The organism is Streptomyces sp. CB03238, assembly GCF_002099185.1.
Lineage (GTDB): Bacteria > Actinomycetota > Actinomycetes > Streptomycetales > Streptomycetaceae > Streptomyces.
The window spans coordinates 335,658-350,133 of the sequence record NZ_NBCN01000004.1 but is presented as its reverse complement, the minus strand read 5'-3'; the positions used below and the strand labels follow the sequence as shown (position 1 = coordinate 350,133).

General features: G+C 71.0%; 17 protein-coding genes and 1 tRNA gene. 8 read left to right on the top strand and 10 right to left on the bottom strand.

The window, feature by feature from the left end; all coding sequences use genetic code 11:
• Positions 1–32 precede the first annotated feature (32 nt).
• From BKD26_RS08880 to BKD26_RS08870, 3 genes are all read right to left on the bottom strand, one after another.
• Positions 33–251, bottom strand: coding sequence for a zinc ribbon domain-containing protein (locus BKD26_RS08880; RefSeq protein ID WP_084897274.1), 219 nt, complete (start codon positions 249–251; stop codon positions 33–35).
• A gap of 21 nt (positions 252–272) precedes the next feature.
• Positions 273–1,568, bottom strand: coding sequence for a hypothetical protein (locus BKD26_RS08875; protein ID WP_179166487.1), 1,296 nt, complete (start codon positions 1,566–1,568; stop codon positions 273–275).
• A 117-nt stretch (positions 1,569–1,685) separates the two neighbouring features.
• On the bottom strand, positions 1,686–2,351 hold the full coding sequence (locus BKD26_RS08870; protein ID WP_347104530.1) for a DUF4097 family beta strand repeat-containing protein: 666 nt from the start codon (positions 2,349–2,351) through the stop codon (positions 1,686–1,688).
• A 267-nt stretch (positions 2,352–2,618) separates the two neighbouring features.
• Here BKD26_RS08870 and BKD26_RS08865 point away from each other — a divergent pair.
• Positions 2,619–2,693 (top strand) — tRNA-Val (locus BKD26_RS08865).
• Between the two features lie 602 nt (positions 2,694–3,295).
• Positions 3,296–3,769, top strand: coding sequence for a cupin domain-containing protein (locus tag BKD26_RS08860; protein ID WP_084897271.1), 474 nt, complete (start codon positions 3,296–3,298; stop codon positions 3,767–3,769).
• A 78-nt stretch (positions 3,770–3,847) separates the two neighbouring features.
• Here BKD26_RS08860 and BKD26_RS08855 read toward each other — a convergent pair whose 3' ends face one another.
• Together BKD26_RS08855 and BKD26_RS08850 are read right to left on the bottom strand one after the other, a co-directional pair.
• Positions 3,848–4,243: a DUF6188 family protein gene (locus BKD26_RS08855; RefSeq protein WP_084897270.1), complete on the bottom strand. Its 396-nt coding sequence runs from the start codon at positions 4,241–4,243 to the stop codon at positions 3,848–3,850.
• Between the two features lie 66 nt (positions 4,244–4,309).
• Positions 4,310–5,113, bottom strand: a complete 804-nt coding sequence (locus BKD26_RS08850) for a hypothetical protein (RefSeq protein ID WP_084897269.1) — start codon at positions 5,111–5,113, stop codon at positions 4,310–4,312.
• A 267-nt stretch (positions 5,114–5,380) separates the two neighbouring features.
• Here BKD26_RS08850 and BKD26_RS08845 point away from each other — a divergent pair, with 267 nt between their 5' ends.
• The gene (locus BKD26_RS08845) at positions 5,381–5,935 is read left to right on the top strand and encodes a flavoprotein (RefSeq protein ID WP_084897268.1); all 555 of its coding nucleotides are present in this window, start codon (positions 5,381–5,383) and stop codon (positions 5,933–5,935) included.
• Here the strand turns inward: BKD26_RS08845 and BKD26_RS08840 are convergent.
• A complete protein-coding gene (locus BKD26_RS08840; protein ID WP_084897267.1) occupies positions 5,908–6,729 on the bottom strand; it encodes an SAM-dependent methyltransferase in 822 nt (273 codons plus the stop codon). The two genes, BKD26_RS08845 and BKD26_RS08840, sit on opposite strands and share 28 nt — an antisense overlap.
• Before the next feature lie 156 nt (positions 6,730–6,885).
• Between BKD26_RS08840 and BKD26_RS08835 the strand changes: the two genes are divergently transcribed.
• Entirely contained in the window at positions 6,886–8,040 is a 1,155-nt protein-coding gene (locus tag BKD26_RS08835) for an SUKH-4 family immunity protein (RefSeq protein ID WP_084897266.1), read from the top strand.
• A gap of 141 nt (positions 8,041–8,181) precedes the next feature.
• Here the strand turns inward: BKD26_RS08835 and BKD26_RS08830 are convergent, their stop codons facing one another.
• On the bottom strand, positions 8,182–8,592 hold the full coding sequence (locus tag BKD26_RS08830; RefSeq protein ID WP_084897265.1) for a VOC family protein: 411 nt from the start codon (positions 8,590–8,592) through the stop codon (positions 8,182–8,184).
• Positions 8,593–8,949: 357 nt separating this feature from the next.
• Between BKD26_RS08830 and BKD26_RS40180 the strand changes: the two genes are divergently transcribed.
• The 4 genes from BKD26_RS40180 (at position 8,950) to BKD26_RS08815 (ending at position 11,106) form a co-directional block, all read left to right on the top strand.
• Positions 8,950–9,114, top strand: a complete 165-nt coding sequence (locus tag BKD26_RS40180; protein ID WP_179166472.1) for a hypothetical protein — start codon at positions 8,950–8,952, stop codon at positions 9,112–9,114.
• A gap of 40 nt (positions 9,115–9,154) precedes the next feature.
• Positions 9,155–9,388: a DUF2277 domain-containing protein gene (locus tag BKD26_RS08825; RefSeq protein WP_084897264.1), complete on the top strand. Its 234-nt coding sequence runs from the start codon at positions 9,155–9,157 to the stop codon at positions 9,386–9,388.
• 199 nt (positions 9,389–9,587) lie between these two features.
• Positions 9,588–10,187: an isochorismatase family protein gene (locus BKD26_RS08820; RefSeq protein ID WP_084897263.1), complete on the top strand. Its 600-nt coding sequence runs from the start codon at positions 9,588–9,590 to the stop codon at positions 10,185–10,187.
• 10 nt (positions 10,188–10,197) lie between these two features.
• Complete coding sequence (locus tag BKD26_RS08815) at positions 10,198–11,106, top strand: DJ-1/PfpI family protein (RefSeq protein ID WP_084897262.1); 909 nt, start codon at positions 10,198–10,200, stop codon at positions 11,104–11,106.
• 67 nt (positions 11,107–11,173) lie between these two features.
• On the opposite strand, the gene BKD26_RS08810 is transcribed toward BKD26_RS08815, so the two are convergent.
• The 3 genes from BKD26_RS08810 to BKD26_RS08800 all read right to left on the bottom strand — a co-directional run bounded on the left by BKD26_RS08810 (position 11,174) and on the right by BKD26_RS08800 (position 14,408).
• The gene (locus BKD26_RS08810) at positions 11,174–11,788 is read right to left on the bottom strand and encodes a VTT domain-containing protein (RefSeq protein WP_084897396.1); all 615 of its coding nucleotides are present in this window, start codon (positions 11,786–11,788) and stop codon (positions 11,174–11,176) included.
• 258 nt (positions 11,789–12,046) lie between these two features.
• On the bottom strand, positions 12,047–12,496 hold the full coding sequence (locus tag BKD26_RS08805) for a DoxX family protein (RefSeq protein WP_084897261.1): 450 nt from the start codon (positions 12,494–12,496) through the stop codon (positions 12,047–12,049).
• A gap of 52 nt (positions 12,497–12,548) precedes the next feature.
• Positions 12,549–14,408 (bottom strand): FAD/NAD(P)-binding protein, encoded by a 1,860-nt coding sequence (locus tag BKD26_RS08800; protein ID WP_084897260.1) that lies wholly within the window; start codon positions 14,406–14,408, stop codon positions 12,549–12,551.
• Positions 14,409–14,476 lie beyond the last annotated feature (68 nt).

Sequence of the window (14,476 nt, the reverse complement as noted above, 5' to 3'; positions counted from 1 at the left end):
CCTGAAGGAGACCCTGCCGCCCCTCAGGCAGGTCAGCCGCAGCACCCGCCGCCGCAGCATCCGCCGCCTCCGCCCTGGGACGGCGCGGGGGCACCGCCCCTGGCTGTGCCGCCGACCGCGACGGCGGACAGCAGCTTGACGGTGTCGTCGTGCCCGGCGGGGCAGGCGGCGGGGGCGGACGACTCGGCCATGGGGCGGTTCAGTTCGAAGGTGTCTCCGCAGGTGCGGCAGCGGTACTCGTAGCGAGGCATGGCCCCAGATTAACCGTGGGGTCAGTGCCCGCTGCCCCGCTCTTCGCGAATCATCTCGACCACGCGCGCCACCGCCGCCCGCACCGCTCCGGTTTCGGTCAGGAAGTGCCAGTAGTCGGGGTGGCGGCCCTCCAGCCCCGCGATGGCCCGCTCCAGCCGGGCCACCGAATCGTCCAGGGGGCGGGCGTGCCGGGGATCGGGGGTGTGCCGGTCCGCCATGGCGAGCCGCTGGGCGTCCCGGATGGCGAAACGGGTGCGCTGGATCTCGGCCTGAGGGTCCTTGGAGACGGCGTTCAACCGGTTCAGCCGGTCACCGGCGGCCGAAACGGCTTCGTCGGCGCTGTTCAGCAGGGCCCGCACGGTCGAGAGCAGGGCCGTCGCGTCGGCCCAGCGCTGCTCCTCGCGGGCCTTGGCCGCCTCGTGGAGCTTCTCCTCGGCCTGGCGGACGCCCCTGGCGGCCTGCTCGGGGACGGGCTGGAGATCCTGCCAGCAGGCGGCGCTGAAGCGGCGCCGCAGCTCGCTGAGGACGGGCTCGACGGAGGCGGCGCGATTGGCGAGGGCCTGGGCGCGCGTCCGGAGGGACACCAGCCGCTTGTCGGTCTCGGCGGCCCGCTCGGGCAGCCGTTCCGCCTCCGTGCGCACCGCTTCGGCGTCCCGGAGGACCCGGTCGGCCCGCTGCAGCGTCTCGGCGACACCGTGCTGCCCGGCGCCCTGGTTGAGCTTGGTCAGCTCGGGGCCGAGGGCGGCGAGCCGCGCCGCGAGATCATCGGCGCGAAGCCCGGAGCCGCGTACCGCGTCGAGAGCATTGCTCGCGGAAAGGAGCGCCGCTCTCGCCCGCTCCACGGCCGGGGCCAGCCGCGCCAACTGTGTCTCCGCCTTGTCCAGCAGCGGCCCGAGCCCCTGCTCGAACCTCTCCAGCTCCCCCTTCACCCGTACGAGGTCGTCCTTGGCGCGGTTCAGCTCACCGCGCGCCCGCGAGGCGACGGAGGCCTCCAGATCGTCCCGGTCGAGGTCATAGGCGTCGACGGCGGTGATGTACGCATGGCTCACCTCGTCGATCCGCCGCCCCAGCGCGGCGAACTCGTCCACCGCCCGGCGCGCCCCCGGCGACGCGTCCACCGCCGTGATCGTCTCGATCGAGATCCGCAAGTCCCGCTGGGCGGTGTCCAGCTCGTAGAACGCCGCCGCGGCCGCGTCCTTCGCCGCCTGCGCGTCCGCCCGCTGGCTCTCCCCGCGCCCGCCGAACCAGCGCCGTGTACCGCCCCCGGCGAAGGCCCCGGGCAGCGCGGCGACCACCAACGGCACCGGCAACAACATCAGCGCGAGCACATCCTTCACGTACCGCCGCGCCTGTGTCGCCGTCACATCCGCTCCCGTGCCGTGTCCGCCCCTGACCGGTTCATTCTCCCACCAGGTAACGAACACACGAGCCGGTTAGTTCGCGCTCAGGACCGTAACTTGCCCATTGTCGCTGCGCGCCCTGACCACGTGCCCGCTGCGGTCGTCGGCCGGCACCTCCACCTTCACCTCCCCGTTGGCGCTCGCCGCCTCCACGGCGTACCGCGTGTCCCCGCCCGGCAGTTCGACGGCGATGTCACCGTTGTCGTTCACGGCCTCGACCCGATCCGGCACGGCCCCGAGGGCCAGCCGTATCTCCCCGTTCTCCGCCCGCGCCACCACGCTCTTCGAGGTCGCCCCCTCCACCCGTACGTCCCCGTTGTCACTCCGCAACTCCAACGGACCGCCCGCGTCCCGCACGGTCACCGAGCCGTTGTCCGACGTGACCTTGAGCGCCGTCTGGAACCCCTCGGCGGTCACATCCCCGTTGTCGTCCTCCACCGTCACCGCCACCCCACGCGGCACCCGCACCTCGTGCCGCGCCTCGCAGTCACTCACCACCGCGTCGCACTCCACCCGCAACGTCAGCCGGCCGCCCTCCAGCTTCCACACCGGCGCGGGCCCGTCCCCGAGCACCGCCCACCCGTCGACCTGCCGGGTCACCTCCACGTCCTTCACATCCGCCGGCACCAGCACCAGCTCCGAATCGTCCGAATCCACCACCAGCGTCTCGCACCGGAACGCGAACGCCTTCCGCTCCACCGGCGCCCCCTCCACATCGGCACCCCCACACCCTCCGAGCCCCAGCACCACCCCGCCGACAACGCCAACCGCCCAGATCCGACGTGCACCCACGACGACTCCCCCGCTCGCTCCAGCCTGTCCCCTCACGCTACGTGTCCACCCGGCTCCACCACGATCCGGCCACCCACCCTCCCGCAGGTAGGGCTAACCCCCCGCCCCGCGGCCCGCGAGCCCCGGGTTTGCAGGATCCACCCATGCGGCATGTACCCTGTTCACTCAATCCACGGGTGCGTAGCTCAGGGGTAGAGCGCTGCTCTTACAAAGCAGATGTCGGCGGTTCGAAACCGTCCGCGCCCACCAGTACGAAGACCCCCAGCCGATCAAGGCTGGGGGTCTTCGACATCCGTACCTGACTGACATCAACGGTCGCGGTCACACGTGGCCGGGGCGCCTCCTGAGCAGCCGGTCCATGTGACTATCACCGCGATCTGGCTGTGCCCAGGGATCTCCACCACCACCTGGGTCGCGACCCGGCGGCGGTGAGCAGGGTGGCGCAGCCATGCCGGGTCGTGCAGCCGGATCACGCATGTGCCGGCCGCGAGTGCCGGCCGTGGAGGGCTGAGGCGGGGAACTCCCATCCCGTCCGCCATCGACCCAGGACAAGCCGAGCAGACCGCACCCGCTCCACGGTGTGGGGGTCGACGGCAGACGAAAGGGCAGTTGGGGAAAGTGGTGGGTAAGGCCGGCGGACATACGACCCGTGACAGCTCCAGCCCAAAGCTGCTCCGCCGACCGCGTGGGCAGCTGCGGGTTCAGGGACGCCCGGCGACGCGGTCGATGGAATCCAGCGGGCTGGTCATGCCGGACGTGCCGCACCCGCGTCCAAGCACTCGGATGGCGGCCTTCGCTCGGCGAGCCACCGGGAACACCTCGGGAGGTCCACCGAGGAGAGGAGCGACCCCATGGCGAATAACGCCCACGTGCGCCACAGCGGTGACGGGGAGGCATTCTGGATGCTGAACGGTCTCTACGAGGTCAAGGCGTCGAGCGACGAGACCAATGGCGCGATGACCGTCATGGAGATGACCATTCCGGTGGGTGGTGGCCCACCGCCCCACACTCACCCTGGGACCGAAAGCGTCTACGTCATCGAGGGGACGCTCCGCTATCACATCGGAGGCGAGACGGTCGAAGGCGGACCCGGGTCCTTCTTCCACATCCCTGAGGGCACATTGGAGCGGTTCGAGCCCACCAGCACGGTGCGGATGCTGATCACCTACACGCCGGGCGGTATCGATAAATTCTTTGCCGAGCTGGGTGAACCCGCCCAGCGACGGGAGCTGCCGCCCCAGTCGGACACGCCGCCTGACGTTGATCGCATCATCGAGATCGGTAAGCGGCACGGAATTCAGATGCAGCCAATGCCTCACTCCTAGCCTGTCGACGGTGAAGCGCGAGAGGTGCACTGGCTGTCCTTCGGCGGAGTGCCGCAGCGGCGTCGGCTGCGGCGGTGGTCAGTGTTGCCAGTCGGTTTCGCCGCCCGGGCCTATCAGGACGGGATCGATTCCTGAGCCGGTGAGGCTCCACGACTCGTCGTCGGAGTGCGGCTCGACGCTGAGCCGAGTGCCGTCATCGAAGCAGAGGGACAGGGCGCCCAGCCCGGTAACCTCGCTCTCGGTGACGGTTCTGGCGAACAGGCCGAGTAGGGGCGCCAAGGACGGCCCGGTGGCCGGCGTCAGAAGGGCCTGGTGGCCCGAGGCGTCTGTGAGGGTGAACGGTGTCTCGATGACGAGCTCGCCATCGACGCGGATGTGACCGTCTGGGGCGTGATCGGTGAAGCTGATCCGGACCTGGTGGTCGAAGGCCGTGCGCGTGACACGGGTGCCGACCAGTTCCGCGGGTACTTTCACCGCTCCCCCTGCCGTAGTTCTGCCGTGTTCGCTCGCATGGCCAAACCCGCCCACCGGCCTCAGCTGTCAGTGGCAGTCGAAGCGCCAGTCCCACGGGAGTCCGGGGCACTGGCGGCAAAGGAAGAAGTAGACGCCGCCGCAGTCGCCCAACTGTATGTCGCCGGTGATGGTCAGAAGGTGCTCCATGCGGTGGCCGCTATCGCAGTTGGGCCAGTCGGCAGGCTGCGTCCAGGCGGGCCAGCCGCCGACCTTCGTCCCGATGACGTTGGAGTCGGGTGGCCACATGGAGCCGCCCGTCGGCAACCGGAGACGAGGTTCCCAGGTCTCTCGCATGTCCTTGGGCAGATCAAGCCACCTCGGCCAGTCCTCCGCGGTAATCGGGGACAACGTGGACGGTTCCGGCATGTGGTCCTCGTCGTACTCGCCCTCGCTCACCCCGGGGATCTCGGACAGCAGCCCTCCAGTCACGACCTCCGCCTCGTTGCGCCAGTACAGCTGCGGCATCACCGGCCCGGGATCCTGGTCATGTATCAGCGCGCACCACACCAGCTGCAGCAGATCCTTCCCCTCCGGGAACTGCAACCCCGGCACATCCTGGGCGAACAGCTGGAGGATCGGCACCATCGGCACCGCGCCCGGGACAATCTGGGTACGGCTGCGCCAGTCGGACCCGTACGTCCAGTGGTCTTCCTGCGCGCAGTACGGCCACGGCTCGTCCGCGGGCCACAGCAGCTCCCCTCCCAGCGAGCTCTCCCGCACGCCAGGTTCCCCGGGCTCCGGGTTGAGGAGGGTGGTTTCCCGGGCAAGGCCCGCGTACTCCGGTATCAGGGTGCGCAGATCCTTCGGCAGCTCGGGGGTGTCTCCGGGCATCGTGGCTCCTCAAGCGTACGAAGATCGACGGAACGCTGCGGGCACGTTAGTACGTGCCACCGACAACCCCGTACAGCAACGGCCGCCTCATCACACCCCCTGGATTTTGCCCCCAGCCGATTGCGGCTGGGGGGCCTTTGCCGTCCGGATACGGCACGCGCATCTGGGGCGGTCGCGTACGGCCGGGCGCGGCGAGTGGGGTGGGATGCCTTGAGCCGGCCCAAGGCCTCGCCGAATGGCTGGGGTTGGGTGTGATCGGATGGGGTCATGACGAGGACCTTGTATCTGTTCTGCTCAGCCGCGCCGCCCGTGTTCGATGTCGCACGGGCGATCGAGAACGCTCAGAGCCGGGGCTGGGACGTGTGCCTCGGTCTGACGCCGACCGCTGCCCGGTGGCTCGGGCACAGTCTGGATGGTCTGGCGGCGCTCACGGGGCATCCTGTGCGGTTCGAGTACGACTTGCCGGGGCGACCGGATGTGTGGCCCGAGGCGGATGTCGTTCTGTTCGCTCCGGCGACGTTCGGCTCGCTGAACGAGTGGGCGTTGGGGCTGACGGCGAAGTTCGTCGTGAGCGTGGCGGTCCAGGGGGTTGGTAAAGGGATTCCCACCATGATGATGCCGTGCGTGAACGAGGCCCACGTGCGGCATCCGGCGTTCGGCACATCGGTGGCGACGCTTCGGGCGGCCGGGGTGACGGTGCTGTACGGCGAGGGTGCGTACATGGCGAACCCGCCGGGCCAGGAGCTGCCCGGCGGGTATCCGTGGGCGGTGGCGTTGAACGCCCTGGAGGGGGCCTACGGCTTGCGGCCCACGCCGCCGTAGGCGTCGACCGGGGCGGTGGGCTCCGGAGTGTCCGGGGCGGGGCGCCAGTCGGTGACCGGGACGATTCCGGGGGCGACGAGGTCGAGGCCGTCGAAGTAGCCGGTGATTTCCTCGACGCTGCGGACGTAGTACGGGACGGCGTCGCTCTTGTTGTAGGCCTCGGAGGCGGCGATCATGCCCTCGCTGGTGGCCGTACCGTCGCAGATGGTGAGGTAGCTGCCCGAGGGGAGACCCGCCATGAGGTGGGTGATCAAGGACCGGGCCCGGCCGTGGTCGGCGACGTGGCCCAGGGTGTTGAGGATCATCAGGGCGACCGGCCGGGAGAGGTCCAGGGTGGCCGACGCGGCTTCCAGGATGGTGTCGGGGGCGTAGAGGTCGGCGTCGACGTACGCGGTGCGGCCCTCAGGGGTGCTGGTGAGGAGCGCACGGGCGTGGGCCAGGACCAGGGGGTCGTTGTCGACGTACACGATCCGGCTGTCCGGGGCGACGTGTTGGGCGACCTGGTGGGTGTTGTCGCCGGTCGGGAGGCCGGTGCCGATGTCGAGGAACTGGCGGACGCCCGCTTCTCCGGCCAGGTGCCGGACCGCGCGGCCGAGGAAGTGGCGGCTCGTGCGGGCCACGTCGACGAGGCCGGGGAAGATCGCCTTGATCTGGTCGCCGAGCTCGCGGTCCACCTCGTAGTAGTCCTTGCCGCCCACGAAGTAGTTCCAGAAGCGGGCCGAGTGCGGCTTGCTGGTGTCGATCCGGGCGTGAATCTCCGCGGCAGAGAGGGACGCGGGGTCGCGGTCCGGCACAAGGGCCTCCTGGGGCACGTGGGTCGTCGATGGGGCTCCAAACTAATCGAACAGCGGGGAGTCGGTGGGGGTTTGGGGCGTGCGGCCGCGTTGTCAGTGGTCGCTCCTATGGTGGTGTCAGTGGGAGATCACCACAGAGCGCTACGGGGGAAGACCATGGACGCAATCAATGCTGCGATCACGCACGGGCCGACGCGGCGGTGGCTGGCCGAGGCCGCGCTGCCGGTCACGCACGAGCTGGTGCGGCTCACACGACCGGCCGAGTCGCGTGCGGTGACGGTGTCGCATCTCGTCGACGAGGAGTACGACGCTGCCGAACTCGACCCGTACATCGCGGGCCTGATCGCCGTCGGGCACCTGCGGGTCGAGGGGCTCGACGCGCAGGACGTCGTCGTCGACGGGGAGACGGGACGGGTCTTCAGCCTGGAGATGTACTCGCCCCGGTACGCCGAGATCCATCCGCTCGCTCCGTCGCTGGAGGTGCTCGGACGTTTTCTGGCGGCGGTCGACGAACTCGGGGGGCTGCGCGGGCGGTTCGCCGACCTGGCGGGGAGGAGTGGGGCCGAGGTGGTCGCGGCCGCCTCCGAGCGGTTGCTCGCCGTGTTCGCGGAGGAGGGGGCCGGGTGGGTGGAGGAGGTCCCGGTGTTCTGGCGCATCGCCGCGCTGATACGGCCGATGGCCCTGATCGCCCGGCCGGGCAGGGGGCTGCGGCTCGATCTGCCGGTGGGGCTCCTGGAGGACGAGTTCGGGGCCGGGGAGATCGTGCGGGTGGACCCGGCGGACCTGCCCGCGGGCTTGGAACACGGGCCGACGCGGCGGTTCCTCGCCGAGGTCGGGCTGCCCAAGGACGGCTTGATGTTCTGGCTGGACGATCACGACACCTTGCTCAGTACGTTGAGGGATGAGCGTGAACGGCGCGGCAAGGACTCGGAGCTGTGGCGCTTGTGGGTCGGTGACGAGTTGCCGGACGACGCCGACCGGCTGCTGGTCCTGGGTGGGCTGATGCACGACTTCGACGTCGTGCTCGACGGCCGCACCGGCGCGGTCCACTACCTCGAATGCGGTGCCGACGCAGTGACCCCGGTGAACGCCGACATCTCCACCCTCGCCTTCACGGTGTGGATGCACAGCCGTGAGCAGAAACTCGACAAGGAGCACGGCCTGACCGACGACTTCTACCACCAGCTCGCCGACACCATGATCGCCGTCCTCGCCTCGGTCGACCCCGTCGCCTGTCTCCCCGCGACCGGTCCGGACGACTACCGCTACTGGCCGGAGGTGTTTCACGACGAGGCGGGGGGTGTGCTGTGACCGGTCGCCCGGCCCGCCAGGTCGGGGACAGGTCGACGCGGGGTGGGGTGGGGTGGTGCGGTGCGGTCGGTTCGGTGCGCGTCGGGGCGGGGCGGGGCGGGGCGGGGGCGGGGCGGCGGTCCGGGGTGCCGGCCCGAGGACTCAGCGAAGCTCCTGGATGCGGACCAGGTTGCCCGCCGGATCGCGGAAGGCGCAGTCGCGGATGCCGTACGGCTGCTCGGTCGGCTCCTGGACGACCTCCACGTCGCCGGCCCGCAGCTTCTCGAAGGTGCCGTCGAGGTCCCGGGTGGCCAGCAGGATCCAGCCGTAGGTGCCCTTGGCCATCATCTCGACGATGGTGCGGCGCTCGTCCTCGGTGACCCCGGGGTCGGCGGCCGGCGGCGCCAGCAGGATGGACGTGCCGGGCTGGCCGACGGGGCCGACGGTGATCCAGCGCATCGTGCCCTGTCCGACGTCGCTGCGGACCTCGAAGCCGAGGGCGTCACGGTAGAACGCCAGGGAGGCGTCCGGGTCGACGTGCGGGAGGAAGCTCGTGTGAATGGTGATGTCCATGACGATGATGCTAGGTGCGGTTCCGTGACCGGCGCTTCTCGATTCCTGACCGATCCGGCCACCTGTTTCACCCGACACGGTCGCGGGCGCGGCGGAGGGCCGGATCGGGGGTCAGGCGTTGGGACGCTTGCCGTGGTTGGCGCCCTTCTTCTTACGGGCGCGGCGCTTGTTTCCTCGCTTGGACATGGTGCGTACCTCCATCGCCAGTTTAGGTTCGGTCCGTACGTCGCGCATCGGGCGCCGAACCGCGCGTGCGACGGAGCGCACCTTCGTGGGACCGCCGTGCGCCCTGCCCTCCCAGGTCGGGAGAGAGCGACTCTGCCCTGGGGGAAGCCGGCGGAGGGACCAGGAGGCGACATGGCTCGTACGCAGTCCAAGTGCGGCGCGCGCACCAAGCACGGGGGGCGCTGTCAGCGGCTCGCGATGGTGGGCGCCTCGCGGTGCAACCTGCACCGCGGGGACTGGGCGACCTACACGATCGACCGGGAACGGGAACGGGAACGCAAGCGGCGGAAGCGCTGACACCGGGGCTCGGGCGGGCGGCGGGGCGCACACTGGAGCCATGTGCCGCAGTATCAAGACCCTCCGCCCGCCCGTGCTCCCCACCGAGGCCACCGAGGAGGACATCCGCGCCGCAGCCCTGCAGTACGTACGCAAGGTGTCCGGGTTCCGGGCGCCCGCCGCGCACAACCGGGAGGTGTTCGAGCGGGCCGTGGACGAGGTCGCCGAGGCGACCCGGCGGCTGCTCGACGGGATCGAAGTGCGGGGCGCCGCCGCTAAGAGCGTCCGCCAGTAGGTGTTGGACTGAGTGGCGGTAGCAGGGCAGACACGGTTCGCCCGAGCATGGAATTCTCCACGCTTCATGATCATCGGGGGATCCGTGCCTGCCGTCCCGTCATGCGGCTCGACTGCCTGACCTACTGCTGACCGGATCGGTCCGCTGCCGGACCCGATGCGACCTGTTGCCGCCCCGCCCGGCGGCTCAGGCTTGGGACATGACCCGAGCACTGATCGTCATCGATGTCCAGGAGTCCTTTCGTGCCCGTCCGCTCTGGGCGACCACCTCCGACCTGAAGATCGCCGACCAGGTGAACCGACTGGTCCGGCTCTCCCGCCAAGCCGGGGACCTGGTGGTGTGGGTACTGCACTCCGAGCCCGGCACCGGCGATGTCTTCGACCCGGCCCTCGGCCATGTCCGGCTGATGGAGGAGCTGGAACGAGCGGATGGGGAGCCGCTGATCCACAAGACCTCACACAACGCCTTCACCACCACCAACCTGCAGCAACTCCTCACCGAGCGCGGCATCCGCGAACTCACCGTCTGCGGCATCCGCAGCGAGCAGTGCGTGGAGACCACCACCCGCGTCGCCAGCGACCTCGGCTACCGGGTCACCTTTGCCGTGGACGCGACCGCGACCAATCCCATCCCGCACCCCGACGCTCCCGCCGACCAGAGCGTCGCCGAGCTGCTGGCCGACCCCCGCACGCTGCCTGCCGAAGAGGTCATCAGGCGCACCGAGTACGCCCTCGCCGGACGCTTCGCCACCATCGCGACGGTCGACCAGCTGGAGGCCGCCGCAGGACTTCAGTCATGATGACCGAATCGTGAGTCACATCGTCTTCTTCCTGGTGCCCGGAGTCCACTTGCTGGACCTGGCCGGCCCCGCGCAGGTCTTCTCCACGGCCGCCGACTTCGGGCACCCCTACACGCTCTCTTACGTCGCCGAGCAGCCACAGGTCTCCACCGCCCAGGGGCTGCCGCTGGTTGCCGGACTCGACTGGCCCGAGCTCGGGCCCGAGGATCTGATCGTGGTGCCCGGCTGGCGGGCAGTCACCCTGGCCGACGCCCCAGCCATCGGCGCCGCCTCCCTGCAGGTCCTCCGGGACCACCACGCCAGGGGCGGAACTGTGGCCAGCGTCTGCGCCGGAGCCGAGGCGCTCGGCCAGGCCGGCCTGCTCGACGGCCGCCACTGCACCACCCACCACGACGTGCAGGACGAGCTGGCCCTGCGCCACCCCAGGGCGGTGGTCGTCCGCGACGTACTGTTCACCGCCGACGACCGGGTGATCACCTCGGCCGGCATCGCCAGCGGCATCGATCTGGCCCTGCACCTGGTCGCGACCCGGCACGGCCCGGCCGTCGCCGCCCAGGTGGCCCGGGACATGGTCGTCTACGCTCGCCGCAACGGCCAGGAGCCGCAGTCCAGCGCGATGCTCCGGCACCGGTCCCACCTCGACGACACCGTGCACCGCGCCCAGGACCTCATCGACGCCCGCTTCGACCAATCGCTCCCGCTGCCCACCCTGGCCTCGGCCGTCGGCGTGAGCGAACGCACCCTCACCCGCCTCTTCAGCCGCGCCACCGGGCTCACCCCACTGCGCTACCAGCAGACCCTCCGCCTCGAACGCGCCCAGCACTTCATCAGCCACGGCGCGACGGTCGACGCTGCCGCCCGCTCAGTCGGTTTCGAGGACCCACGCATGCTGCGCCGCCTCCGCGCCCGCACGGCCTGACCGCGTCAGGTCATCGAACGCCCCCGGGTGGGCAGCTGACTCCCGTGCCTACCCACGGGTGGAGCCCCTAAGAGGCCGCCGACGGGGACGGAGCCGGCGCGGGAGCCCGTGACGGAGCCGGCGGGCGGCGTATGACGTAGGCGGCGAGGGCGCCCGCCAGGAACAGCGCGAGCACCGATACCGCAACGCCGGTCCAGGTCGCGCCCAGCCACTGCCCGCCGAAGTAGCCGAGGCCCACGCTGTACGAGGCCCAGGCCACACCCGCCAGGGCGGACCAGGGCAGGAACTGGCTGGCCTTGCGCCGCGCCGCGCCCGCCCCCAGGGAGACCACCGAGCGCCCGGCCGGGGCGAACCGCGCGATGACGACGAGGACGCCGCCGCCGCGCGCCAGAGCGGCGCCGAGACGTTCCTGCGCGCTGGTCAGCCGGCGCGAGCGGGCGATCGCCCGGTGCAGGCGGGACCGCCCGCGCCACGCGAGGCGGTACGCGACGAGGTCACCCAGTAGGGAGGCGGTGGCCGCGCACAGCGTCAGCGCGAGGAGCGAGCCACTCCCCGTCGCGGCGACCGTCGCGGCGGTGATCACCAGGATGCCGCTCGGCAGGACCGGCAGGAACACGTCCAGCAGGACGGATACGGCGACAGCCGTATAGATCCATGGGCCGGCGGCCACGCTTTCGAGCACCTTCACTCCCCGGTCCCGTGAAGCCGGTCCCGTGAAGCGGGCGGCGCGGCTGGACAGGCGGAAAGCGTACGCCGGAAGGCGGGTCGGCGATCACCCGGGCGGGGGACGAGGGGGACTGTGCGAGGTCGGCGCCCCCACGCCCGGGTGCGGGAAGTGTGCGGGGAGGGTACGTACAGGTGCGCAACGGGTCCGTACGGCGGCGTACCCGCCGCGCTTACCCGGCGACCGGCTCGCGCTTACGCGGCGACCGGCTCGCGCTTACGCGGCGACCGGCTCGCGCTTGCGGTCGTCCGCCCGCGAGGACGAGAAGAGGCCGTCCAGGGCGAGCGCGCCCGGGCCCGTGAAGACCAGCAGGAGCAGCGCCCAGCAGAACATGGCCGACGCCTCGCCGCCGTTCTCCATCGGGAACAGGCCCATCGGCTGGTGGACCTTGAAGTACGCGTACGCCATCGAGCCGGAGGCGATGAACGCCGCGGTACGGGTGCCGAGGCCCAGCAGCACCAGTGCGCCGCCGACGAGCTGGATGACGGCCGCGTACCAGCCGGGCCAGATGCCGGCCGGGACGGTACCGCCGGAGCCGCCCGCGCCGCCCAGGACGCCGAAGAGCGAGGCGGCGCCATGGCACAGGAACAGCAGGCCGACGACTATCCGGAACAGGCCGAGCGCGTAAGGACGGGACTGATCGAGGCGCGTGGTGAGGTTGGGCATGGGGGGTCCTTCGGTTGGGGACGGAACCGACGAGCCTCCAGGTTAGGGAGTCCTAATCAATACTTGCAAGTTCAACATTCAGCCGTTCGGCGCTGGTGGTGGAGCAGGCGCGCAGGGCGGCCCGGGCCACCGCGTCCGTGTCCGAGAGGGTCACCGAGTCGACACCCGGCCGGGCGCCCGCCGCCGTCACCCAGTGCACTCCCTCCGTCGGCACACCGAGCGCGAAAACCCTTTGATGAGCCCGCCCGTGACGGTCGATCAGGCGGTACGGGGACGGCGTGACGTCCAGCCCTCCGGTGTCGTAGCCGTCGACGACATGCGTGCGGCACTGGCCGGACCGGAGCATTCCGGCGAGGAGTGTGTCGCCGGTGCGCCGTACGTCCGGCTCCGGCAGCCGGGCCTCGATCAGTGTGGTCGCCGTCACCGCCGAACCCGGCACATCGGGTGATTCAGCCCGGAATACTCCCTTCTCCGGACGGATCTGCATACGGGGGCCGATCACATCCAGCACCCCCGCCTCGATCAGGGCCGTCATCTCCTCGATGCGGCGGCGCGGCGGTCCGATCGACAGGAAGGCGTTCAGCGGCGTGTACCAGCGGTCCAGGTGGTCGCGGCGCGAGGTGCCCGACAGCCCCGCGTGGTCGACGATCAGCCGCAGCTCGTTGCGGATGTCCCGCAGCACGTCCAGCGCGGCCTTCGCCGGTCCGGCCACATTGCCCCGTGCCGCCTCGGCCGCGTCCCGGCGCAGGTGCGACAGCAGCCAGGCGCGGAAACCGGCCGACGACCGAAACGTTTCCCCCGCGTAGGGGCGGGAGATCCGCTCCCAGCACCAGCGGTCGTGCGGCGGGACACCGTAGGTGTCGAGGGCGGCCTGCGGGTCGGTCAGGAAACGGGTGCGGAAGCCCTTCGGCCGCTTCAGCAGCGCCTCGTAGTACGTCGTCTCGACCTCCTTGGCCACCAGCGGCCATATCTCGTCCAGGAAGTCCGGAGGATCGCCCGCGCCCGCCCGCTTGCGGAACGTCTCTATGACGTCCGGCGTCAGCAGCAACGGCTCGTGCCGTGCCGACGAGCCCTTCTCGTTGTCGCCGCGCGCCTGGTACGGGACACCGCGCCGCGAACCGGCGTACAGGCGGGGCTCACGGCCCGAGGGCACGTACCGGAGCGTGCTCCCGTCGCGTACGAACGTGCCGCCCCGGCCCTCCGTGAGCAGGGCCATGTGGTCGAAGAAGTTCAGGCCCAGGCCCCGCAACAGCACCGGCTCGCCGGGGGCGACGGGCGTGAGGTCGAGGTCGGCCGGATTGGCGGGCGGGAAGTGGCGCAGCCCGTGGCGCGCCGCGTACGCGCCCAGGTGAGCCGATGACGGGTCCTGGACGACCGGGAGGTGGCCCTGAGCCAGGACGACCGCGCCAAGGCCCGTGAGGACCGTGCCGTCGTCCAGCGTGAGGGTCTGCGGGCCGGCGCACCCCGGGCCGGCGCCCTCCAGGTGTACGGCCCGTGCCGCGTGCACCCGCACGGTCACCTCCGGCGGCGCCTCGCGCACCGCGCGGGCGAACGCCCACTCCAGATAGGCGCCGTAGCAGGCGCGGGTGGGGTAGTCGTCGGGGCCGAGCGGGTACGAGCGGGAGGCGGCCCACTCGTACAGGCTCGGCCCCCGGCGTATCGGGCCCTCGCAGCTCACGCTCTCGTCGGTGAAGACCGTCACCTGGCACGCCACCGTGTTCATCAGCAGCTCGGCCGGCTGGTCGGTGCGCCACACGCGGCCCGCCCCCGGCGGGGCCGGGTCGATGACATGGACGGTCAGCGGGGTTCCCGCGGCCAGTTCCGGGACGGAGGCGCAGAGCCGTTCGAGCACGGACGTGCCGCGGGGACCCGCACCGACCAGGGCTATGGCATGGGGAACTTCGGACGACAAGACTCGGACTCCCGGGGCAGGGGGCGGTGCGGGCGGAGCTGGCGTCGCCGGCTCGTGGCAGGCGAAAG